Source organism: Novacetimonas hansenii JCM 7643, from assembly GCF_000964405.1.
Lineage (GTDB): Bacteria > Pseudomonadota > Alphaproteobacteria > Acetobacterales > Acetobacteraceae > Novacetimonas > Novacetimonas hansenii.
The window spans coordinates 1-22,119 of the sequence record NZ_BANE01000057.1 but is presented as its reverse complement, the minus strand read 5'-3'; the positions used below and the strand labels follow the sequence as shown (position 1 = coordinate 22,119).

At 51.9% G+C, this 22,119-nt stretch carries 19 protein-coding genes and 2 pseudogenes; 10 read left to right on the top strand and 11 right to left on the bottom strand.

The window, feature by feature from the left end:
* Positions 1-739 precede the first annotated feature (739 nt).
* The 3 genes from wrbA to B7G66_RS04400 all read right to left on the bottom strand — a co-directional run bounded on the left by wrbA (position 740) and on the right by B7G66_RS04400 (position 2,083).
* Positions 740-1,336 carry an NAD(P)H:quinone oxidoreductase gene (gene wrbA, locus B7G66_RS04410; protein ID WP_003619700.1) on the bottom strand — a complete coding sequence of 199 codons (597 nt, stop codon included), beginning with the start codon at positions 1,334-1,336 and terminating at the stop codon, positions 740-742.
* Between the two features lie 63 nt (positions 1,337-1,399).
* Positions 1,400-1,753: a hypothetical protein gene (locus B7G66_RS17150; protein ID WP_141312702.1), complete on the bottom strand. Its 354-nt coding sequence runs from the start codon at positions 1,751-1,753 to the stop codon at positions 1,400-1,402.
* Between the two features lie 99 nt (positions 1,754-1,852).
* Positions 1,853-2,083 (bottom strand): hypothetical protein, encoded by a 231-nt coding sequence (locus B7G66_RS04400; protein WP_003619702.1) that lies wholly within the window; start codon positions 2,081-2,083, stop codon positions 1,853-1,855.
* 216 nt (positions 2,084-2,299) lie between these two features.
* Between B7G66_RS04400 and B7G66_RS04395 the strand changes: the two genes are divergently transcribed.
* Positions 2,300-3,070 carry an SDR family oxidoreductase gene (locus tag B7G66_RS04395; protein WP_003619706.1) on the top strand — a complete coding sequence of 257 codons (771 nt, stop codon included), beginning with the start codon at positions 2,300-2,302 and terminating at the stop codon, positions 3,068-3,070.
* Positions 3,071-3,482: 412 nt separating this feature from the next.
* On the opposite strand, the gene B7G66_RS04390 is transcribed toward B7G66_RS04395, so the two are convergent.
* The 3 genes from B7G66_RS04390 to B7G66_RS17145 form a co-directional block, all read right to left on the bottom strand.
* Complete coding sequence (locus B7G66_RS04390) at positions 3,483-4,550, bottom strand: L-idonate 5-dehydrogenase (protein WP_048858870.1); 1,068 nt, start codon at positions 4,548-4,550, stop codon at positions 3,483-3,485.
* A 131-nt stretch (positions 4,551-4,681) separates the two neighbouring features.
* On the bottom strand, positions 4,682-6,130 hold the full coding sequence (locus B7G66_RS04385) for a helix-turn-helix domain-containing protein (RefSeq protein WP_003619710.1): 1,449 nt from the start codon (positions 6,128-6,130) through the stop codon (positions 4,682-4,684).
* Positions 6,127-6,384, bottom strand: a complete 258-nt coding sequence (locus B7G66_RS17145) for a hypothetical protein (RefSeq protein WP_141312704.1) — start codon at positions 6,382-6,384, stop codon at positions 6,127-6,129. Before B7G66_RS17145 ends, B7G66_RS04385 begins: the two co-directional genes overlap by 4 nt.
* A 122-nt stretch (positions 6,385-6,506) precedes the next feature.
* On the opposite strand from B7G66_RS17145, the gene B7G66_RS04380 reads away from it, so the two are divergent.
* From B7G66_RS04380 to B7G66_RS04355, 6 genes are all read left to right on the top strand, one after another.
* A complete protein-coding gene (locus B7G66_RS04380; protein WP_003619712.1) occupies positions 6,507-7,436 on the top strand; it encodes an AMP-binding protein in 930 nt (309 codons plus the stop codon).
* Positions 7,437-7,718: 282 nt separating this feature from the next.
* Positions 7,719-8,726, top strand: coding sequence for a Gfo/Idh/MocA family protein (locus B7G66_RS04375; protein WP_003619715.1), 1,008 nt, complete (start codon positions 7,719-7,721; stop codon positions 8,724-8,726).
* Positions 8,723-10,123 (top strand): MFS transporter, encoded by a 1,401-nt coding sequence (locus tag B7G66_RS04370; protein ID WP_048858867.1) that lies wholly within the window; start codon positions 8,723-8,725, stop codon positions 10,121-10,123. The genes B7G66_RS04375 and B7G66_RS04370 overlap by 4 nt, the downstream gene beginning before the upstream one ends.
* Positions 10,124-10,150: 27 nt before the next feature.
* Positions 10,151-10,912 carry a 2-keto-4-pentenoate hydratase gene (locus B7G66_RS04365; RefSeq protein ID WP_003619719.1) on the top strand — a complete coding sequence of 254 codons (762 nt, stop codon included), beginning with the start codon at positions 10,151-10,153 and terminating at the stop codon, positions 10,910-10,912.
* An 18-nt stretch (positions 10,913-10,930) separates the two neighbouring features.
* On the top strand, positions 10,931-11,860 hold the full coding sequence (locus tag B7G66_RS04360) for a 2-hydroxyacid dehydrogenase (protein ID WP_003619721.1): 930 nt from the start codon (positions 10,931-10,933) through the stop codon (positions 11,858-11,860).
* A gap of 317 nt (positions 11,861-12,177) precedes the next feature.
* Entirely contained in the window at positions 12,178-13,668 is a 1,491-nt protein-coding gene (locus B7G66_RS04355) for a carbohydrate porin (protein ID WP_048858866.1), read from the top strand.
* 101 nt (positions 13,669-13,769) lie between these two features.
* Here B7G66_RS04355 and B7G66_RS04350 read toward each other — a convergent pair.
* Positions 13,770-14,280, bottom strand: a pseudogene (locus B7G66_RS04350) (transposase).
* Positions 14,281-14,831: 551 nt separating this feature from the next.
* Between B7G66_RS04350 and B7G66_RS04340 the strand changes: the two are divergent.
* From B7G66_RS04340 to B7G66_RS04330, 3 genes and pseudogenes are all read left to right on the top strand, one after another.
* Positions 14,832-16,577 (top strand): oleate hydratase, encoded by a 1,746-nt coding sequence (locus tag B7G66_RS04340; protein ID WP_003619727.1) that lies wholly within the window; start codon positions 14,832-14,834, stop codon positions 16,575-16,577.
* Positions 16,578-16,773: 196 nt separating this feature from the next.
* A complete protein-coding gene (locus B7G66_RS04335; RefSeq protein WP_003619729.1) occupies positions 16,774-17,670 on the top strand; it encodes a fructose bisphosphate aldolase in 897 nt (298 codons plus the stop codon).
* Positions 17,671-17,878: 208 nt separating this feature from the next.
* A pseudogene (locus tag B7G66_RS04330) lies at positions 17,879-18,834 on the top strand (alpha/beta hydrolase).
* A gap of 242 nt (positions 18,835-19,076) precedes the next feature.
* On the opposite strand, the gene B7G66_RS04325 reads toward B7G66_RS04330, so the two are convergent.
* The 4 genes from B7G66_RS04325 to B7G66_RS17785 form a co-directional block, all read right to left on the bottom strand.
* Entirely contained in the window at positions 19,077-19,406 is a 330-nt protein-coding gene (locus B7G66_RS04325) for a hypothetical protein (RefSeq protein ID WP_003619731.1), read from the bottom strand.
* A gap of 87 nt (positions 19,407-19,493) precedes the next feature.
* Entirely contained in the window at positions 19,494-20,327 is an 834-nt protein-coding gene (locus tag B7G66_RS04320) for a family 1 encapsulin nanocompartment shell protein (RefSeq protein ID WP_003619733.1), read from the bottom strand.
* A gap of 12 nt (positions 20,328-20,339) precedes the next feature.
* Positions 20,340-21,353 carry a Dyp-type peroxidase gene (locus B7G66_RS04315; RefSeq protein WP_003619735.1) on the bottom strand — a complete coding sequence of 338 codons (1,014 nt, stop codon included), beginning with the start codon at positions 21,351-21,353 and terminating at the stop codon, positions 20,340-20,342.
* Positions 21,354-21,917: 564 nt separating this feature from the next.
* Positions 21,918-22,119 (bottom strand): hypothetical protein (locus B7G66_RS17785; RefSeq protein WP_048858865.1); only part of this gene is annotated, 202 nt, incomplete at its 5' end.

Genomic DNA, 22,119 nt, shown 5'->3' with positions numbered 1-22,119 from the left:
GGGTCACAGGAAATCAATAACCTGTAGTCTATTTTTTCCTGTCATCGCATTGGCGGCTGCCACAGTCCATGCAGGGACAGTATATTCATTCCCCGATCTGGAAAAATGAAAATTATTTTGTATATTTTATTTATACGTTGTGAAATTTAAAATAAATATGTATATTATAAATAAAAATGGAAGAAATTTCTGGTATATGTCATCAGGTAATGATGGGTGATATATAACCATAATATCACAAGACCGTTTCATGGATGGCTGTGAAACTACGAATCATTTTCTAAAATATAATAAATATGGGTATGATATCGCCCGACAGTAAGAAAAATAAAGTTTTCTCAAAGTCGCTCTATCAAAGATAGGCGGTTCTTTTGAAACTTCACTCGGGAGTTTTCTGCGTCATTATCATTCACCCAACCAGGTTTGCATCTGAACTGGCGATTTCCTGCTGGATAATACCAACAGTTTGGTGGGGGGCGTGCAGAAACCGAAGCAAGCGGTGGTGTGCAATCATACATGATTGCAATCACGCGTAAGGCATGGATTTTTCTGGAATCCACGGCTTGCAACGGTCTGTTTTCAGGTCGATCAGGAACATTATTCCCGCACTGATCCGTGCCCTTATGACCTTGTATGTAGTCAATGTGTTTGAGCCAGTAGCATGGCTACATGAAAACTCTTGTGCAGGAAAGGCGCCAACCCTCTGGCCCATTATCTGGGCAAGAGGGCGTCCTGTCCTTTATGCAAGCTTTTTTGTGATTTCAGCGACATGCTGGCCAAGGAATGTTGCACCGTCACGTTCATTCGCACTTGGCTGCCGGGAGCCGTCGCCTGCGGCAATCGTTGTGGCGCCATAAGGAGAACCGCCGGTCACTTCATCAAGCTTGAGCTGGCCTTGGAAACTGTAGGGAAGGCCAGTAATAACCATGCCATGGTGGATCAGGTTCGACATCAGCGAATAAAGAGTGGTTTCCTGCCCACCATGCTGGGACGCGGTGGAGGTGAATACCGCACCTACCTTGCCGATCAGGGCCCCACGCAACCACAGGCCACCGGTCTGGTCCCAAAAATTGGCCATCTGTGCTGGCAGGCGACCAAAGCGGGTGGGCGCACCGAGGATGATCGCGTCGTAATCCGCCAGTTCATCAATCGTCGCGATGGGGGCATCCTGTTCAACCTTGAAATGATGCGCACTGGCTACCTCTGGCGGAACAAGTTCAGGAACCCGCTTTACATTGGCTTCCAACCCTGCAGAGCGGACACCGTCTGCCACTGCATTGGCCATTGTTTCAATGTGACCATAGGATGAATAATAAAGCACAAGAACTTTGGGCATGGTTGAGACCTCTTGAGGATAGCATATGAACAGGATTTGCAGGCAACGTGCAAAGCCCCCCGATCATATATCCTTGCTTGCATCAGAACAGGCTAAATCCGGAAATGATGTGTTTCCATAAATTATTCCATTCCTTATTGAAGAATGACATGTAAATTCTATACCAGTTTTTGGAATGATTTTTACAGGCATTAAAAAATCGTGGTTGTTAAAAATCAATATAAAATAAAGATATTCATCAAAAAATTTTATGTTTTTGACAGCGGTATTTCCAAACGACCTTTTAGCCTCCAACCATAAACTACTTGGCAAAAGTTTTGTTTGCCCGGTTCCGCTGGGCAGTGCACTTATGCGTAAGGAAAGCGAGCAGAGTTTGCACGGCAGGCAATCGCCCGTGGCATGTGGGGAATACGGCATGAATGATCCCCGCTGTTGGGCTCCAGTCGGGCAGAACTGGTGCCAGATGCCAGGTCTCTATATCGCGTCAGATCATCATGATGGGAAACTGCACAATTCCTACCCCAGCAGAGGGGATTCACGCAGGATGGTCATGTCATCCGTGCCAACCAGGGAAGGGGAATGGTGGCGGTCTGTCACGGCAGCTTTTCCAATAGCAATGAATGCATTCCCCGGATCGGTTTGAAAATCGAGAGAGGGGTATCCGTTCAGGTCTGCGGTGGCAAGAAGACCATAGTACCTGTGCCGGGTTGCGACAGGGCATTGTATGCTGGTGTCAAGCGTGTGCATCACAAGATAAGGGAATGCCTGTGGGGGAGGGGACAGTACACGGTATGGTAGATCTTTTGAAAAAGATCTATTTGAATGAAAGCGGATCGAAAAAACTTTCCCCAGGATAGCTGCCATGCAGGACAAAATCCGGTGCCACGCGCATAGACGTGTGCAGCACAGGACCGATAATCCTGTTAGGGTAGTGAGACCTTAATAATGAAAGCAGGAATTACCATGCGGGATAATACGCTTTTCTCACTTGCGGGCAAACGGGCGCTTGTTACCGGCGCTTCGCGTGGTATCGGGCTGGCACTGGCCCGGGGGCTTGGGCAATACGGTGCGAAAATCGTGTTGAATGGTCGCACGCGTGAACCGTTGGAGGCAGCGCGCATGGTGTTGGATGGGGACGGGATTGAGGCTGTTACAGCCCGGTTCGATGTGACGGACCAAGATGCCGTCATCGCCGGGGTTGAGGCGATCGAACGTGATCATGGTCCCATTGATATCCTGATCAATAATGCTGGAATCCAGCGTCGCGCACCGCTGGAACAGTTCAGCCGTAAGGATTGGGATGCGCTGATTGCGACCAATCTCAATGCGGTCTTTTTCGTAGGGCAGGCCGTGGCGCAACATATGTTGCCGCGCAAGCAGGGTAAGATCGTCAATATCTGCTCAGTCCAAAGTGAACTCGCACGTCCTGGGATCGCGCCGTATACGGCAACCAAGGGGGCGGTAAAGAACCTGACCAAGGGAATGGCCACAGATTGGGCGCGGCACGGGTTGCAGGTCAATGGGCTGGCGCCTGGGTATTTTCAGACGGAAATGAATGAAAATCTTGTTGCTGATAAGGATTTTACGAAATGGTTATGTCAGCGTACCCCTGCGGGGCGGTGGGGACGGGTGGATGAACTTGTCGGGGCGGCAGTGTTTCTCTCCTCAGAGGCATCAAGTTTCGTAAATGGACATATTCTGATGGTCGACGGTGGTCTTACGTCATCAGTATGAGGTAAATACTTAGTATAAAATTGTGGATATTTTGTAAATATCCACGAAATATCGTATTTTTATGAATTCATGGATTGTGGCATTCAAAGAGATTTCAAACCCATCGGACATAAGGGGATGTTTGAAAACAAACCTTTGATAAAAAATAGAAAAATATTTCTGGAGTTGCCTTTTGATCTAAAAAGGGGGGGCTTTCGAAGATTTTTGAAAAATATTCACCAAAAACTTTTATTATCTCAAGATTTTATCGGACTTATCTTTTCAAACAGTCTCCAAGCGTATCCGTTGGGGTCAAGCGGCTTTGAACGCCAAAATGAGCTTGACCACAACAGATACTTTAAGATTCTTCAATATTTTCCTGGTTGGATATTCTTTGAATTCTCTGCGCCTGATCGTAATCAAAGCAGGAGATTTACTCGTCTTGCAGTGAAAGTAATATTTTTGCAGCCTGCCTGCGATCCGGGGCAAGGGCAAAAGCTGAGGAAAAATCACTTAACGGGAATTTCTGCGTCACGAGGATATCGGCAATTTCCGGTTTTTCGGACAGCAGGGCAAGGGCAGCATCGAATTCCACATCAAATCGAAAGGTGCCACGGACATCTATTTCCCTGTTGATAATCAGGGCCATCGGCGCTGCAATATCACCCGGCGGGAACATACCAACCTGCACCAGTATGCCGCCGCGCCGTGTGTGGGTAATCGCATGTGACAGGGCTGCCGGCACGCCAGTAGCTTCGAACAGGATGTCGAATTCGTCTCTAACCTCGACATTGCTGGTATTGTAACATGCATCGGCCCCAAGCAGTCGCGCGCGTTGCAGGGGAAAATCCACCAGATCGGTGACGACAATATGTCCGGCCCCATGATGGGCAAGGGCGGCCACCAGCAGCAGCCCAATCGGTCCAGCCCCCTGTACCATTACGGTGCGTCCCCGGACGTCACCCGCGCGTGCAACCGCATGTAACGCGACGGACAGGGGTTCCGCAAGGCAGGCACGGCATGTATCCAGTCCTGGTGGCAGGTGACGCAGTTGCGTTGCCGCCAGCACCATCGTGCGACGAAAGCCGCCATCGGTGTGGGGATCACGCGCTGCACTCCCCAGAAAACGTGTGTTGCGGCACAGGTTGCGTCGCCTCGCCATGCATTCGGGACAGGTGCCACAGGGACGGGCGGGATGAATCGCCACCGCATCGCCTGGCGCAAATCCCCTGACCTCGCTTCCTATACGCGCAATAATGCCGCTGACCTCATGTCCCAGAACCATGGGGCCGTGTAATACCGATGCCCCCACGCCGCCATGGGCAAGATAATGCAGGTCAGAACCGCATATGCCACCCCATGCCATGTCCACCCAGACCTCATCGGGTGCGGGTTGGGGCAGGGGAACCGGCTCCAGCCTCAGGTCATGTGCGGCATGAATGACCAGTGATTCGGTCATGCTGGGGAAGGTTTTGTTGTCGTCGAAAGGATACATGTCCATGACATCGCCCGCATTTGACAAAATGCAGCATACTGATGGTATATTTACACCATCAGGTGTATGACACACGCGCCGCGTGTCATGAACGCAGCCATGCAGGCAGGTTTCCATCATGCTCCATCACAGGTTGCCTATAATGCAGTGCGATATGGTGCGATGCCACGTCCTTCGTTATCGACATCAACACGATGACCCATCATCGGCAGGGCACGATGGTGGCAGTGTTCGCGGGTGCATGCGCGACAGCCAGGACCAATGGGAATGATCATGCGCGGATCTTTCAGGTCCAGCCCCGCAGAATAGACGATCTGGGGCGCATCGGTGATGGAGCAGCCAAGGACCACAGCCGTCAGGCGTGGCCGGTCAAGATAAGAGATGCTGTTGCGCCCGACCGTCCGCGCGATATTGAGATAGACCGCGCCGTCGGTCGTCTGGGATAGCTGGACCTGCACCTGCTGGGGGGTGCTGAAGGCGCGGAAAATGTTCCATAACGGACACGGACCGCCAAAGCGGGACTGTGTAAAGCGGTTCGCGCTGAAACTTTTGAGAATGTTTCCCGCGATATCCGTCTTCAGGAAATAAAAGGGGATCCCCTCATGCCCTGGGCGTTGCATGGTGCTCAGCCGGTGGCAGGCCTGCTCGAAACTGACACCGAAATGGCGTTGCAGCAGTTCCAGGTCATGGCGCACTTCATGTGCCGTAACACGAAACCGCTCATAAGGCAGAAGCAATGCGCCCGCGAAATAGTTGGTAAGGTACACGCGTGCCAATCCCCGCGCCTCACTTTCCTTCAGGCGTGAACGGCGGACTACGCGTGCGAACAGGCTTTGATGTTCAATCTGGCCCAATGCCTGTGCCATCCAGAACGTGCTACTTTCCGAAGGGGCAAGGCGTGACAGGAACAGGATGCGCTGGCGACGGTCGATGTGCCACATCAGGCCCTTCTGGCTCAGGTTGAGGTCGATTTCGGTGCGGATGCCATGGCGGTCAAGCAGGTAGCGGGCAAGCTGCTCACCAGGACTGCCTTCATCAAGGCGCATCATCTCGAATTGCTGTTCCGCACAGCGATCAATCTCGTCAAAATAGTTACGTTGCGCCTGAACCCAGTCATTCACGGCTTCATAAGGTTCAACCCGATCGGGGCCGTCATGCTGCATTGCGCGTGATGATGCAGATCCTCCCCCGATCAGTGCCGCTTCGGCATGTTCTTGCCGCAGGAGATAGGCGCGATAAAGCCGCACGAACTGCGCACACAGGTCTGGGGCCACACGCATGGCGGCGTGAATACTGTCAAGCCGTATGGCATCCATGTCGAATACGGGATCAGCCAGAATTTCCCGCACGGCCTGCATACCGCGGGTTTCTTCGGTATCGCTGAAATAATCCGCACCAACGGAGAAGAGAGTGCACAGCGCGCCAAGCAATGTAATGGGAAGCGGTCGTGTATCATGTTCAATCTGGTTCAGGTAACTGGCGGAAATACCCAGTCGCTGCGCCAGTGCGCTTTGTGTCATTCCGACGCGGTGTCGCTGATGACGGATACGTGATCCGGTAAAGGTTTTGGTGGCGGCTTTTTTCATCTTCGCAATCTTTGCAATTCGCGGCGCGGCATTCGCCCCTTTAAACGGCAAAACATCTTTCGTCCACAATCAGGATTTGCCAAAGTCTGGGTAACAAAAAAAACAAGAGCAGAAAACATGAAGCGCCATGACGGAACAAAAACAATTATAAAATAAACATGTTCCGCAAAACATAACGTGCGGATTGTGCTTTCTGGCACGGCCTGCCGGACATGAAACATCGTTTGCGCCATGTCCGGCAGGCTGCATGCCATACTGCATCCCTGCTTTTGCCTGTTGTGATGCACTTCGTACGCAATCTTTCCCGCCGGTCTATTCGTCGCGGTTTCCTGGGCGGTGGATGCGGGCGCAACCCGATGGATTAAGGAACAGGACCATGATCAGCATGAATTATGAAAATTCCGCCCTTCGGTCAGTTCCCCGTACGGGGGCTGCCCTCCCGCAACAGCCCCCTACGGCCGGAAAGCATCGTTTCCGCCCGCAGCCTGATCATGGTCGCAGGGCATTGAATGTGTCCGCCCTGTGTGTTGACCGCCACCTGGGTGATTGTCCAGACCGGGCGGCCGTGATTATCCGCACCAATGCAGGCGCGGAGGCGGTATGTTATCGCGAACTGCACGAACGTGTCTGCCGCCTTGCGAATGCACTGAAGGATCAGGGCGTGCAGCGTGGTGACAGGGTCGCAATTCACCTGCCCCTGATGGTTGAAAGCATCGTGGCGCTGCTGGCCTGTGCCCGTATTGGTGCGGTGCATGTCGTGCTGGACACGGAACTTGATGCACATTCAATGGCGGAACGTCTGATGGAATGTGGCGCGGTTGCCGTCCTGACGGGGGATGGTATTGGTGGCGCGTCCGGTCCCGTTCCGCTGAAGGCTACGTTGGATGGTGCGCTGGAAATTGCGGGGACGGGGACGCGGACGCGGGTGCATCTGGTTCTGGTTACTGCCATCAACGGTGCGGAAATTACGATGACGGCCGGTCGTGACCATTATTATGATGCCATGGTGGACTGGTATGAACCTGATTTCCCGCCAGAAGCCATGTACCGCGACGATCCGTTATTCGTGCTCTATTCCTCTGGTGGTCGCAATGGTGCCTGCGCTGTAACCCATACGGTGGGGGATTATAGGCGCATGGCGTCCGATGCCATGGAAATGGCATATCCATACACCGACGCCGATGTTCCCTCTGGCCTGCTCAGCATGGCGTGGAATGCGGGACAGACGCCCCTTTTGGTGGGGCTTCTGGCGCATGGTGGTACCATCATAACCACGACGGAGGCGCTGATGACCCTGCCGAGCTGAGACAAGTATTCCCACTTGCGCAAAAAGACAGGCAGGGCGACGAAGGATCGGGTGTAGGGCCAGAAACCTGATCCTTTTTCACGATATTGTTTTTATCGTTGGAAAACCTGCCTGTCAGGGTGGCGTTAAAGTTCATGATTGCCAAAATCAGAACTTCCACCAACAGGTTAATAAAAACCATCGTTACATACGTAACATTCCCAAACTGAATATAAAAATAATACAGACCTGCACGAAGCCGTGCCAGAGACGGGGAGGGCACGTGATGCCCGTGGCTATTCAATGAATGAACATATCGGCTGGGCCCTGATCGGCGCAAGTAACGTCGCCAGGCAATGGATTGTGGATGCCATTCGTGTACAGAATGACAGCAGCATTGTAACCGTCCTGAGTTCCAGTGAAGAACGTGGGGCGAAGTTCGCAAATGAAAACGCCATTCCTGCACATGTGACAGATATTGGCGCAATCCTTGCCGATGACAGGGTGAATGCCGTTTATATCAGCACTGCCAATCAGTTTCACCATGCGCAGACCATGGCTGCTGCGGCGGCAGGTAAACACGTGCTCTGCGAGAAGCCGCTCGCCCTTCGTGTCACCGACGCGCATGACATGATTGCCGCGTGTCGTACGGCAGGGGTGGTGCTGGGGATCAATCATCACCTGCGCTGCAACGCCATGCACCAGGAACTGCGTCGGCTTCTGGCGGAAGGTGCCATCGGGCGGCTTAACGCCGTACGTGTGTTCCACGCCAATTTCCTGGCCCAGGCCCTGCATGGATGGCGGATCAATGATGCGGGTGGTGGCGGGCTGATCCTTGACAGCACGATCCATGATATTGACACGCTCCGCTTCTTGATCGGCAGCAACCCGACCCACGTCATGGCCATGACGCAAAGCGGTCGTTTGGCTCATGACGGGGTGGAAGATGGCATCATGGTCATTATGCGTTTTCCCGGTGACGTGCTGGTGCAGATCCATGGATCCTATACCGTGCCATTTTCAGAAGGCGGCGTGGAATTTTATGGCAGCGATGGTGTCCTTGTCGGTCGCGATTGCATGAGCCAACGGCCTGCGGGTCGGCTGTTTATCCGTAATGCCGATGGGGAGCGTGAAATACCCATCCATCACCACAATCTCTATCACTATGCACTTGCCACCTTCAGCGGTGCGGTGCGGGGCAGGAGACAGCCTGCCGCCACTGGTGAAGATGGACTAGCCGCGCTTGCCATAGCGCTGGCCATTCGTGAATCGGCCCTGACGGGCCGTCAGATCGAAGTGGACATTCCATGACACAGGCAGCATTCGGGGCCGTCGGTGCGGACGGTCGGATAATACGGGGCGCGGGCGCAACACGAATGGCCCTGAGCGTAAGCGAACTTCGACGTGCGGCATGGACGTGCTCGCTGGGCAGTGCGCTCGAATATTACGATTTCGCGCTCTACAGCCTTGCATCCGCACTGGTGTTCGGACCGCTCTTCTTTCCGTCGGTTTCCCCTGTGACGAGCCTCATCGCCAGCTTTGCAACCTATTTCGTCGGGTTTGCAGTAAGGCCTGTCGGTGGCATTATTTTTGGCACGTTGGGTGATACTATCGGGCGCAAGAAAGTCCTGCTCATCACGGTGACGCTGATGGGTCTTGCAAGCACGGGCATCGGTCTGATCCCCACGTACCAGACAATAGGGGTATGGGCCCCTGTCCTGCTGGTCACAGCGCGGGTGCTGCAGGGACTTGGCGCCGGGGCAGAGCAGGCAGGCGCGGCCGTGATGATGACGGAATATGCCCCGGCAGGACATCGTGGATTCTATGCCTCGCTGCCGTTCCTTGGCATCCAGATCGGCACCATCATTGCCGCCATTGTCTATTGCGGCCTGTTGTTTGGCGTGACGGACATTACGCATTCATGGGTCTGGCGTGTTCCGTTCCTGGTCAGCGCCGTGATCCTGGTGGTTGCCCTCTACATGCGTCTCAAGCTGAAGGAATCGCCGACGTTCGAGAAAATCCAGCGTAAGACGCAAGAAGAGCATGAAGCCCTGGCTGTGGTCATCCGTACCTCATGGCGGACCATCATTGCGGGGATTGGCGTCAGGATGGCGGAAAATGGCGGCTCATCCATCTATCAGGTGCTGGCGATCAGCTATATCGTCAATACGATGGGCCTGCCGGGCCTGTGGGGCACGTCGGCCCTGATAACGGCTGCCGTGGTGGGCGGATTTACCGTGCCCATCGCCGGGTTGCTGAGCGATCGGTTCGGACGCATAAAAGTCTATCGCAGTTTTGCGATCCTGCAGGGCGTCACGGCGTTTCCCGTATGGTATGCTTTCAGCACGGGTCGCCCGCTGCTGGCCGTGCTTGCGCTGTCGATGGGACTGGGGATAACGACATGGGGCATGTTTGGGACACAGGCGGCGATGCTGCCGGAAATGTTCGGCGCACGTCATCGCTACATGGCGGTATCCATGTCACGCGAAGTATCGGCCGTAATAGCCGGTGGCGTGACGCCTTTGGTGGGGTCATTCATCATTCGCTGGGTCGCGGCATTCCATCCCGATGCGGTTCATCCCGGACAGATGGCATGGCTGCCGATCGCTGGATATGTCGTCCTTCTTTCGATGACCACAATTGCAACCACGTTCTTTATTCCGGAATGCCGCAACCGCGACCTGCTTGAGCAGAACGATATTCTGTAAATTTTATGATTAGACGGAAATGTAACAATGACTGATGTTGTCTCGACCGACGTGGTACATCTGCTGTTATCGGTGCGAAATGGCAAAACACCACCACCGGCACATGTGGATGATAATCTTGTGCCTTTGTCGATTGAAGATGCCTATCGTATCCAGGACGAGGTTGCGCAGCATCTTGGGCCGATTGTGGGGTGGAAGGTCGGGGCGCAGACGCCATCATCTGAACCGTTCTGTGCCCCCATCCATGCATCAACTCTCTTCAATGATGGTGCGACAGTCCCGCATGGACTGTGTCGCCATCTGGGCGTTGAGGCGGAAATAGCCTATCGCTTTGCCCAGGCTCTGCCCCCGCGTGAGCGGGATTGGACACGTGATGAGGTCATGGACAGGATCGGTACTATCCATCCTGTTATCGAGATTCTGGACACACGTTTCGAAACACCGGGATCACAGCATAAATTTCTGCACACTGCCGACCAGCAGAGTCATGGCGCACTGATCGTTGGGCCAGGGGTCGCCGAGTGGCGAAAATATAACCCTGTCGTGGAGCATGTGCGCCTTAGCATCAATGACGAGACTGTTGCCGAGCATGTGGGGGGAAACTCCGCCGGTGACCCGCTTCGTCTTCTGGTATGGCTTGCCAACCACGCCTCGCGCCGCAATCTGGGTATTGATGCAGGAAGTATCGTTACAACTGGTTCCACCACCGGGACTATCTTTGTGGATCATGGTGCAAGGGTCAGCGCAAGCTTCCCTGCCATTGGGTCCGTACATACCATTCTTGCCTGAAACAGGAGACAATACATCATGAAGCCTGAAATCCTGTTAATTGAACCGATGATGCCTGAAGTTGAAAAGCAGCTTGATGCGGCTTATACCGTTCATCGCTTTACCTCTGTGGAGCAATTGGAGGCGATTGCCCCCAACATACGCGCGATTGCAACGGGCGGGGCGACAGGTGTGCCCGCGCCGGTCATGAACAGCCTGCCCGCACTTGAAATCATTGCCATAAATGGTATTGGCACCGATGCCGTGGACCTGAAGGAAGCCCGGCGGCGGCATATTCATGTCACGACGACGCCAGGTGTCCTGACCGATGATGTGGCAGACATGGCGCTGGGTCTGATTCTGTCCCTGCTGCGTGGATTGCCAGAAAGTGATCGGTATGTGCGTGATGGTGCGTGGGGTCATTCACCCGCACCGGCCCTTGGTCATAAGGTCACAGGAAAAAAGCTGGGCATTATCGGAATGGGGCAGGTCGGTCGAGCGATTGCCCGGCGCGCCCAAGCTTTCTCAATGCCCATATCCTACACCGACCTGAAGGATTTCGGGCTGGATGAATATCATTTTGTTCCTGACCTGAAGGCATTGGCGCTGGAGAGTGAGATCCTTGTGATTGCTGCATCCGGTGGGCCTGGGTCGCGGCATCTGGTGAATCGCGATATTCTTGACGCGGTAGGAACGCATGGGGTCGTTGTGAATGTCGCCCGTGGTTCAGTCGTGGACGAGCAGGCATTGGTGCAGGCGTTGGAAGAAGGAACATTGGGGGGCGCAGCCCTTGATGTGTTCGAACATGAACCCAATGTGCCAACTGCCCTGATGCATTCCAATCGCACCGTGCTGCAGCCCCATCGCGCAAGCGCTACGGTGGAGACGCGCCTGGAAATGGGTAATCTGGTTGTGCGCAACCTTGCGGCTCATTTTGCAGGGCAGGCATTGCTGACGGCCGTTATCTGATTGTAACGGCTTTGCGACCGTATGATTCTCAACGCGAGAAACAGCGGCTGCTTAAAATAGATTATTAATGAGAGTAATAATATTCCCTAGATGTCGCCTGTTTATACAGGCGACATCCTATCGGGAATTTTTGGTAACGGACTCAGCAGATTTTGTGTGAGTCAGATTTTTTCAGGGTTTTCTGAAGAAATAACAAATATCAGAAAGAAAATGTTTCTAGAATTATGACCTGTCAGAGCGGGTCTGTGACCAGGAACTTATTTTTCTCATTGTGTATTCTGATAGTGACCAAGTAAAATTATATCGGGGCCAGATGGATGATTGCATTTTTTGCAATGCGTAAAAACACATGTTGTCATGGATGGTCTTTTGTCAAAACGACCCTGATATTCGGTGCCCTCGTCACTATATCATCAGTACAGGCGCTGGCGCAGACTTTTCAGGACAATTCAAACAGTGATGCCAGATTGCGTGTCGCGACACCGCTGATGGCCAATCCCTCCAGCAAGCCTGTAGTCCCCCCCTTTTCACGGCCAGAAGCCCTGTTTACCAACCCGTTTGGCATGACGTCATGGCTACGGTCGCGGGGGGTTGCCCTGACCATGGACAATACCAATGAATATACAGATGCTCTTTCCCCCCCTACAGCCGGTCATCCGAATTACCGGCAGGGATCAAGTAATGCAGGTCAGGTCAATACTGCCCTGCATATTAACTGGGATAAGATACTGGGTCTAAAGGGCTTTGCCACGCATACGCTTTTTACCAGCAGGTATGGCACAACGGCCAATCGCATGATGGGAGACTGGCTGGCGCATTCGTCGGAAATATATGGGGGCGGAGGTAATGTCGTCGTCCACCTGGTTACGGCTTATGGAGAAGAAAACCTGCTTGGGGGGCGCGTTAGTATTGCTGGAGGACGTTTAACGGAAATGAGCGAGTTCAGCGCCAGTTCCCTTTTTTGCAATTTCCAGAATAACAGTTTTTGTGGACGGCCAAAGGCTGCGATTGATAACCAGTACATCACCTCCTATCCCGCTGGGGAATGGGGATTTCGTGTCCGCGGACGTCCATCACGTTATACCTACATACAGGCAGGTGTTTATTTCGCTGAACGCGGAATATATGCCAACAGCCAACATAGGACCGGATTTCATTTTAATTCATCGAATATTGTTGGTCAGTTGGCCCCCATTGAACTTGGGTGGGAGCCTGTATTGGGAAGCAAACATGAATTGCCTGGACATTACAAGATTGGTGGACAGCTTATTTCAGCCCCCAACCCCGATAATTACTATGACGTAAATGGACAACCTTATGCCCTGTCGGGAAGGACAGCCCGTAATCACCAACAGACATGGAGTACATGGCTGGAAGTAGATCAAAAAATTCTCCATCATCCCTATTCCAACTCTGAAGGTGGACTGACGGTCATGGGGGGAGTGATCTATAATGATCCTCGTACATCCTTGCGCAATTACGAAACATATGTAGCATTTGTAGATCGCGGTTTTATTAAAAGCAGACCGTACGATGCTTTTGGCATGGTCATGACATATGTGAAGATTGCTCCGGGAGTTTCGGATACGGATATACTTGATCTCTCCATGATGCCGGCAAGGACTGCCCCCAATCATGCAACCGGCGTGCAGGGACATGCAACGATATTCGAGACGAATTACCAGATCCATGTCATGCGTGGTGTCGTACTGGCGCCAGATTTTCAGATATATTTTCATCCCAATGCACAAAGAAACCTGAAAAATGTTGAATTTATAGGGTTTAAGTCCCAGATACAGATAATGTAATGTATAATTTACAGAGTGTTTTCAGTAATATTTGAAAATTATCATTCCATGAATGATGGGATGTATCGTATTATTATTGGCATAAATACGATTTTAAAATTTCATAATTTATATGAATGAACGACCATCAACCAGACGTGGGATAACGATATTGTTGCCTCGACATCCTTCGTGAGGCGACGACAACGTCATGAGCCATGTAAAGTTCGCGCCACGATCCAGCGTTTGGGCAGGACGGCGAAGCCTTCGGCCTGATCGCTGCGTTTGACGCCCTCGATCATCCATCGACCGGGTTCAACCAGCGCACCACGCAATTTCTATCCCCTGTCACTGATCAGATGGCGAAACCAGGGCAACAAAGACCTGATTTAGGCCGCTAGGAGCGGAACGCCGTCGCAAGCCTGTATGTCGGCAGGATGCACTACGGCCGCGACGATATAGAGGATCGCCTCCTCCATGACCCGGCGCAAAATCCGTAAGTCGTGGTCTGCCCGGTCGTTTCTTCCTGGACATCAGCGGCGCAATCAGTGCCCACTGCGCATCGCGCAGGTCGCTTGCATAGTTTAGGTCGTCCCTTTGATACTGCGCTCGGGTGATTTCAGTCCAGGTCATCTTGATCTCATCAGGTTCTCGCAACCCCATGAATCATAACCGGTTCAAATCGCTAAACTTATTTTCGGTTAGGTACTATGGCAAGTGGGTATCCGTTATCTGATATTTCTATAGTGTCATATAACACATATGCGGATCAGTCAGGCGAAGAGAATTATCATGGCAAAATGTGAAACCTGTGGGGCCGAATTTTCCTGTCAACCAAATGGAGCATGCTGGTGCATGGAACGTCTGCCTGTCCTGCCTGTACCCATAGATGCGCCATCGGGATGCTTTTGCCCAACATGTCTGGATAAGATGTCAATGTCTCATAAAAAGAATAGTAATTAATGATTTTATAAATATTCACATATAAAATATTATTATAAATAAAGTAAATTGCACAGGGAATTTTTGTGATCCCTGTATTATTAAAACATATGATATGCATCGTTTGACCCTGCGCAATTGATTTATATCAACGACAGGCGAAGCTAAAGAAGCACGCTATGGCTATAAAGGGTTTGAAATGGATGGGCCATGCAATGGCCCCAACAGAGGCATAATATCCCATGAGATACGCCCACAGCAATTATGAAGCCTTTGTAAGGCCGGAAAAACCTGCCGGGATCGAGACACGTTCCGCATGGATTGTGGGTAGTGGCCTTGGGGGGATGGCAGCAGCAGCCTTTCTGGTTCGTGATGCGCAGATGCCCCCGTCACGTATCACCATATTGGAATCTTCAGATGCTGATGGCGGTGCGCTTGATGGTGCAGGCAATGCACAGACCGGTTGGCTTATTCGCGGCGGTCGGGAAATGGAGGAACAGTTTCAGTGCCTGTGGGATCTGTACCGGTCCATTCCTTCTCTGGAGGTTGCCGGGGCGTCCGTATTGGATGAATTCCATCGTTTGAATCGGACGGACCCAAGCAGTAGCCCAATACGGGCCATGTGTGGGCGTGGCCGGCCCCTGCCTGATCGGGGCAGCCTGAAACTGACAGGTGGGGCGCGACGGGAAATTATCTCACTGATCCTGACGGATGAAGAAAAGCTGGCGGATAGAACAATTGAAGATGTTCTGTCAGAAGAGTTCATGCAATCGAACTTCTGGTTATTCTGGCGTTCCATGTTCGCATTCGAAACATGGCATAGCGCAATAGAAATGAAGCGTTATCTTGGGCGTTTTGTCCATCAGATCCTTGGCCTCAAGGATCTGCATACGCTGAAATTTACCCGTTTCAATCAGCAGGAGTCCCTCAGTCGACCGCTTGCTACGTGGCTTGCTGGACAGGGTGTTGTATTCCGACACGATGTGTGTGTAACCAATGTGCAGGTTGAGATATCGGGGGAAGCGAAGGCCGCAACCCGTATCGAATGGCTGGAGAAAGGGCAGGCAGGGGGCACCGATCTTGGTGGTGGAGACCTTGTTTTCGTTACCAATGGGTCGATGGTGGAAAATTCCCGCTGGGGTGATCATCATACGCCTGCACCGGTGGATGTGACCATTGCACAAGGCGGGACATGGCAGCTATGGCGTAATATCGCGCAACAGGATCCGGCATTTGGTCGGCCAGACGTATTTTGTGGAGATACCATGAAATCCCGGTGGGAGTCCGCAACCGTTACGACGCTGGATGCGCGTATTCCTGCCCTTGTGTACAAAATCACGGGTCGTGACCCTTTTTCCGGTCGCACCGTGACAGGGGGGCCAGTTACCATCGCAGATTCCGCATGGCTTATGAGCTGGGTCGTCAGCCGCCAGCCACATTTCAAAGGCCAGCCAGAAGGGCAGATGGTTGCGTGGCTTTATGGCCTGTTCAGCGATGTACCTGGGAATTACGTAAAGAAGCCGATGCAGGAATGCACGGGGGAGGAGATTACCCGCGAATGGCTGTTTCACATGGGCGTGCCGGATGAAGAGATTGATGACATGGCGGCAACAGGCGCCCTGACACGTCCATGCATGATGCCATTCATTACGGCGCAGTTTATGCCGCGTTCCAGTGGGGATCGACCGCAGGTGGTGCCGCAAGGCAGTGTCAACCTTGCCTTTTTGGGACAGTTTGCAGAAACACCACGTGATACTGTATTTACCACGGAATATTCTGTTCGTACCGCGATGGAGGCGGTTTATACGCTCCTCGATATTGATCGCGCCGTACCGGAAGTTTTTAGTAGCATTTATGATGTGCGCATGCTGCTTCAGGCGGCAGCGGAATTGCGCGATGGCAGAAAAGTCCCGGCATCGGGTGTGGTACGCCATCTGGTCACAGGAACAGAAATTGGCGATTTATTGGAACGCTATGGACTGATTTGAAAGACAGGACCGACCCGGAAAGGCGGTCCCGTCTGTGGTTTATGCTGGACAGGGTATTTTGGGGATATGGGAAAGAGGCCAAGTTGTAATCGCATCTCTGGGACTGAAAGATGCGGACAGGAAGACAATTATATATGACATTCAAAATATCATCCCGATGGTATATGAATATTGAAAACAGGAGGTACAGATAGCTATGTCAATCGCCCAGATGCGTAAAAACATGTCTGAAAATGCGGGTTTCATCGCGGCCCTGGACCAGAGCGGCGGCTCCACGCCGGGTGCGTTACGCCATTATGGCATTGCCGACAGCGCCTATAGCACTGACGCCCAAATGTTTGCCCTCATGCATGAAATGCGGGTCAGGGTCGTGACGGCTCCGTCTTTCACGGGAAAAAAAATCCTTGCTGCCATTCTCTTTGAACAGACAATGAATGGGTTGGTAAAGGATACACCGGTTCCGGCCTTCTTGTGGAAGGACCGCGGTGTCGTGCCATTTCTGAAGGTGGACAAGGGGCTGGAAGCCGAAGCCGGCGGCGTGCAGTTGATGAAGCCGATCCCGGATCTTGACGCACTCCTTGAGCAAGCAACAAAGAAGGGCATATACGGCACCAAAGCCCGTTCTGTCATTCACCTTGCCGAACGCCGCGGGGTGGAGGCGATTGTGAAACAACAGTTTGCCTTGGCGCAGCAAATCGCGGAACGAGGGCTTGTTCCCATTCTGGAGCCCGAAGTCCTGATCAAGAGCCCGGATAAGGCTGGGGCCGAAACACTGTTGCATAATGAACTACATCGTGGTCTTGATGCCCTGCCGGGCGATTATCAGGTCATGATCAAGGTTTCAATTCCGGAAAAACCCGACCTTTACCTTGATCTGGTGAAACATCCCCGTGTGCAGCGTGTTGTGGCCCTGTCCGGTGGATACTCACGCGATGAAGCCTGTCAGCGTTTGGCGGAAAACCATGGCATGATTGCAAGCTTCTCCCGCGCGTTGCTTGAGGAATTGCGCTATACCATGACAGACGCACAGTTCGATGCGGCTCTTTCAACGGCTATCAACCAGATTTATGCCGCATCCACGCAAAAGTCCTGAAGTAGGGCACTGCGTCATGTAGTATACCCCATTTCCATACGGGGAAATTGATGAATAGCGGCTTCTGAAATGTGGAAGCCGCTATTTCTGTATGTCGCTGGCATGGCGGAAAAATACATAAACAACTTCTGTTCAATCAGTGGCTTGTGATGATGTCGGTGTGGGAAGTGCGTTTTATCGTAGCGATAGATAACGGAGGAAAATCCCCATGCCCCACAATCCCGTCGCCCCTGAATTCCGTGCTGCCCTGAAAGTTCTGCCGTCGTTTGACGGGCTGTGTGACCAGACCCTTTTGCAGACAAGAGAGGCATTCATTGCCGCCATCCGTACGGTTGAGGTGCCTTCATATACGGATGTAGATGTTGAAACGCGCACTGTGCCTGGACCTGTGGGGGCACCACAGGTTCCCGTGGTTATCTATACCCCACGGGAAAGGGACGAAAATATCCCTGTGCTGGTTTATATTCACAGTGGCGGTATCGTCAGCGGCACGCCCGAGTGGATGATGCGCGATGCCGGAACCTTGTAAATGAACTGGGTATTGTCATTGTTTCCGTGGACTATCGCCTTGCCCCTGAAGCACCGTATCCTGCTGCCATAGAAGACTGTTATGCTGTATTAAAATGGACGCATGCAAATGCCGACAAACTGTCGGTTGATCGGGCTCGCATCGCGATCGGGGGAGACAGCGCGGGTGGGGGACTGACGGCATGCCTTGCCCTGATGGCACGGGATCGTGCTGAGGTGCCTGTGTGTTTTCAGTTGTTGATTTATCCGATGCTTGATGACCGGACGGGTACGACTGTCATGTCATCCCCTGAACTGGGTAAATATATCTGGACTCGTTCTGCCAACCATTATGCCTGGAATGCCTATCTGGGTCAGGCACCAGGTAGTGCCGGTGTTTCGGAATATGCTGCGGCATTCCGTGCGGCAGATCTGCATGGCCTGCCACCAGCGTATATTGGTGTTGGATCTCTGGACCTGTTCCTTGACGAAGATCTTGAATATGCAAAACGCCTTATGGCAGTAGGTGTCCCAACGGAAGTTTGTGTCATTCCTGGTGCCTATCATGTGTTTGACGTTTTTATTCCGGAAGCACCATTGAGTAAAATATTCAAAAATTCATATTTTTCCGCGCTGAAACGTGCGTTTGCAAAATAAAAATAATTCCTGATAATATTGCAATAATATATGGATATATTCACGTATCTTTTGAAATTCATGGAGTTTGAATTTTTAAAAATAAACCAGACATAATGCCGGAGTTAAAATTTCAAACACTCACTTCTATAATTAGAACTGTATGAATCTAAAAACGCCGCCTTTTAAAAGGGCGGCGTCAGAATTTTTATTGCTCTATAATTTCTGGAATTCCCCGATGCCCTCACATTTGGGAAATAATATTAATTGTTCAGGGCGTCTTTCTCTTCTTTGCGCGTCGCAAATGGGACTTCCTGTTTATCATCAAGTTCATTCATGCTTCCCCCGGGATTACCCAGGTTTTCTTCTATCCATGCTGGCTCTATCGGCTGTCCATTGGCATCAAGCGGGACGGAAGAGGCCACCGGAATCTGTCCTGCATCAGGGTTATTTTCCATCCCGATCAGTTCAGAGGCGTTTTCCCTATAGGCTTCGGGCCCACATCCGGGCTTGCCATCAGCAATCCACAGTTCCTTTGCCTTGGCGAGGATCCGGGCTTCCTTTTGCGGGGAATCTTGAAGTGGATTGTCCATCTTTATGTCCTTTATCCATGGTTCTGGCCTGTCTGTCAGGTTTACGAACCTGTGCCTGACAGACGTAATATCATGCTGCCGCAGAAATCAGGCAGGTTCTTTTGCCAGGTCTGTCTCATTGGTGGTGGGGTCAAGGACGACAGTTGCCTCACTGGTAAGTGCACGGAACACAAAGCTTTCCTGCAGGTAGAGGTCAACTGTCTGCGCCGTATGCGCCAGATAACCGATTGAAAAATCCTGTCCGATATCAAGGGCCAGATCACCGCCACGTGTAGAGACCACAAAAGCACCCTCGATAGCTGGGGCCCATATCAACTTCCCATCAATCAGGCTTTCAATATGCTTGCGGACAGGATAGCCCTCGTCGTCGCCGCTACTGATGACTTCATAGGCTTTTGTGCCAAGGACAATCGAATAAGGCCCATTTACCCCAGCCAGACGTAATGCACCAAGGGCATCGGCAATAACACGGGGATAATCCTTTGCGGATACCGGTAGCTTGAGATGGGTATTGGACGTGCTTTGACGGATTCCCTGCATTGCGGCGGCGGCATATCCATCGAAAATGGCGCGGTCTTCAGCGAACGCGATTTTGCGTGCGGCGTCCTTGACCGGCTGCCAGTCGGAATCAAGAGAGCCGCGCTCCACGGCATCAATTTCAGTGCGTGACAGGGTAAAGGGGACGCGCAATTCTACCAGTGGCAGGACTTCACGCTGCGTGACTTCTATACCTTCGCCAGGGGAGGTGATCTGACGCGTGCGTCCCGTCCCGACGCCAGAGAAAGCCTCGCCTTTCGGCTCTGACGTATCAACAATGCGACGTCCTGCCAGATGCCGCCGGATAGTGCGGGCTGCCTCTTCCTCAATCTGTGCCCATGCGCTGCTGGAGATGGGGGCAAGGTGCCGATGAAGATTATTCATGTCAGGAATTCCTTATTTTAATGATCCGATACCAAGAGAGCCGGGCCTTGGCTCCGTAAGGGGAGGAGTGGCAGGAGAGGCGGCAGATATATTGTCTGCCGGGATATTTGGCGCATTGTCGAGGAAATCGCCTGTCGGGATGAAGAACAGGCTTCCTGTCACCGCCGTACTGACATCAAGCAACCTGTCATAATTACCCGGTGGTTTTCCGATGAACATGTTTTGCAGCATCTGTTCTGTCCGTGCGGGCGAACACGCATAACCGATGAAGTAAGTGCCAAACTCTCCCTTGCCAACTTCGCCAAAAGGCATGTTGTCACGCACGATCTGAAGCTGCTGCCCGTTTTCCTCGATATTGGTGAGGACATTGTGGGCATAGCTGGGTTTGGCGGCATCGGGCAGTTCGATATCCGACACCTTTCGACGACCGATGATATGTTCCTGAACCTCTGTGGGAATGGCATCCCATTTTTTCAGATCATGCAGGTATTTCTGGACAATCACATAACTACCACCAGCGAATTCAGGGTCCTCATCACCAATCAGCGTGGATTCAAGCGCTGCCTGCCCCGAAGGATTTTCCGTTCCATCGACAAAGCCAAGCAGGTCACGCTCATCGAAATATTTGAAACCATGCACTTCATCCACAACACCTGCGGCACCATCCAGCCTACTGACGATTGCTGTCGCAAGTTCAAAGCAAAGGTCCATGCGTGTTGCACGGATATGGAATAGCAGGTCCCCGACGGTGGCGGGCGCATGATGCACGCCACGGATTTCCTGAAACGGGTGCAGTTCCCTTGGGCGGGGTAGGCCGAAAAGGCGATCCCAGGCATCAGACCCAACACCTGTGATGCAGCTTAACCTGCTGTCAGGCACCCGGAAACCGACACCACGTACCAAGGAGGAAATATCCCCAAGCAGATCTCGCACCTGATTGTTGACAGATATGTCATCATTCAGGCGGACAACAAGAAATACAGCCGCTTGGGTCAGTTTGGTATCAATAGGTTGAGGTGTTGCCAACTGTCTGAAACTCCCTTGCAGGTTGTATTCGCATGATCATGCATGTCCTGCCAGCATAGGCAGGTGGTGGATGATGACAAGATACGGAATGCAGGCAGATAAACAAAACCATCAAAAATCGTTCACATTCATAATCCCTGTTTATGATAAAATAACAGGAATAATTATACGTTCGAAACATTAATTATAAATTGTGCAAATTTCCAATTTCATAGGGAATATTTTGAATCATGAAAAAATTGTTCGCTAATGGCTCTTTTTCTGTTTCCATGCCAAATTTACTTTTAATAATAATTTAACACCAATAAATATCAAATATATTTTATGTATTTTATAAATATATTATAAATCCTGGGAGATTTATCCATATATAATACATGTTACATTTTGTATTATTATTGTGGTTCACCATATGAAGGACATATCCTTCTTCTTCTCCTTGATTCTATTTGTAACATTGTTGGGGCTTACATTTGAAAGCATGCGGGACAATCTCTTGATGGTCAGATTATAGGAGACATTATGAAACGCTCGATTTTATTCGCATTGGCTCTTGGTGCCTCTTTACCGATGGTTGCCCATGCCGAGGACGGGCGCCATGGTCATCATCATGGTAGTGAAAACCAGAATGGTGGCGGTCAGGATGGCGACAACCAGAACGGCGGCTGGGGCGGTCGTGGTGGTCACGGTAATGGTGAGAACCAGAATAGTGGCGGCCAGAATAACGGCAACCAGAACGGCGGCTGGGGCGGTCGCGGTGGCCACG

Bases quoted from the DNA above. Each gene is read 5' to 3' on its own strand.
- wrbA (WP_003619700.1), bottom strand. From the start codon at position 1,336: ATGCCCAAAGTTCTTGTGCTTTATTATTCATCCTATGGTCACATTGAA.
- B7G66_RS17150 (WP_141312702.1), bottom strand. From the start codon at position 1,753: ATGCCGTATTCCCCACATGCCACGGGCGATTGCCTGCCGTGCAAACTC.
- B7G66_RS04400 (WP_003619702.1), bottom strand. From the start codon at position 2,083: ATGCACACGCTTGACACCAGCATACAATGCCCTGTCGCAACCCGGCAC.
- B7G66_RS04395 (WP_003619706.1), top strand. From the start codon at position 2,300: ATGCGGGATAATACGCTTTTCTCACTTGCGGGCAAACGGGCGCTTGTT.
- B7G66_RS04390 (WP_048858870.1), bottom strand. From the start codon at position 4,550: ATGGACATGTATCCTTTCGACGACAACAAAACCTTCCCCAGCATGACC.
- B7G66_RS04385 (WP_003619710.1), bottom strand. From the start codon at position 6,130: ATGAAAAAAGCCGCCACCAAAACCTTTACCGGATCACGTATCCGTCAT.
- B7G66_RS17145 (WP_141312704.1), bottom strand. From the start codon at position 6,384: ATGGCATGCAGCCTGCCGGACATGGCGCAAACGATGTTTCATGTCCGG.
- B7G66_RS04380 (WP_003619712.1), top strand. From the start codon at position 6,507: ATGATCAGCATGAATTATGAAAATTCCGCCCTTCGGTCAGTTCCCCGT.
- B7G66_RS04375 (WP_003619715.1), top strand. From the start codon at position 7,719: ATGAATGAACATATCGGCTGGGCCCTGATCGGCGCAAGTAACGTCGCC.
- B7G66_RS04370 (WP_048858867.1), top strand. From the start codon at position 8,723: ATGACACAGGCAGCATTCGGGGCCGTCGGTGCGGACGGTCGGATAATA.
- B7G66_RS04365 (WP_003619719.1), top strand. From the start codon at position 10,151: ATGACTGATGTTGTCTCGACCGACGTGGTACATCTGCTGTTATCGGTG.
- B7G66_RS04360 (WP_003619721.1), top strand. From the start codon at position 10,931: ATGAAGCCTGAAATCCTGTTAATTGAACCGATGATGCCTGAAGTTGAA.
- B7G66_RS04355 (WP_048858866.1), top strand. From the start codon at position 12,178: ATGATTGCATTTTTTGCAATGCGTAAAAACACATGTTGTCATGGATGG.
- B7G66_RS04340 (WP_003619727.1), top strand. From the start codon at position 14,832: ATGAGATACGCCCACAGCAATTATGAAGCCTTTGTAAGGCCGGAAAAA.
- B7G66_RS04335 (WP_003619729.1), top strand. From the start codon at position 16,774: ATGTCAATCGCCCAGATGCGTAAAAACATGTCTGAAAATGCGGGTTTC.
- B7G66_RS04325 (WP_003619731.1), bottom strand. From the start codon at position 19,406: ATGGACAATCCACTTCAAGATTCCCCGCAAAAGGAAGCCCGGATCCTC.
- B7G66_RS04320 (WP_003619733.1), bottom strand. From the start codon at position 20,327: ATGAATAATCTTCATCGGCACCTTGCCCCCATCTCCAGCAGCGCATGG.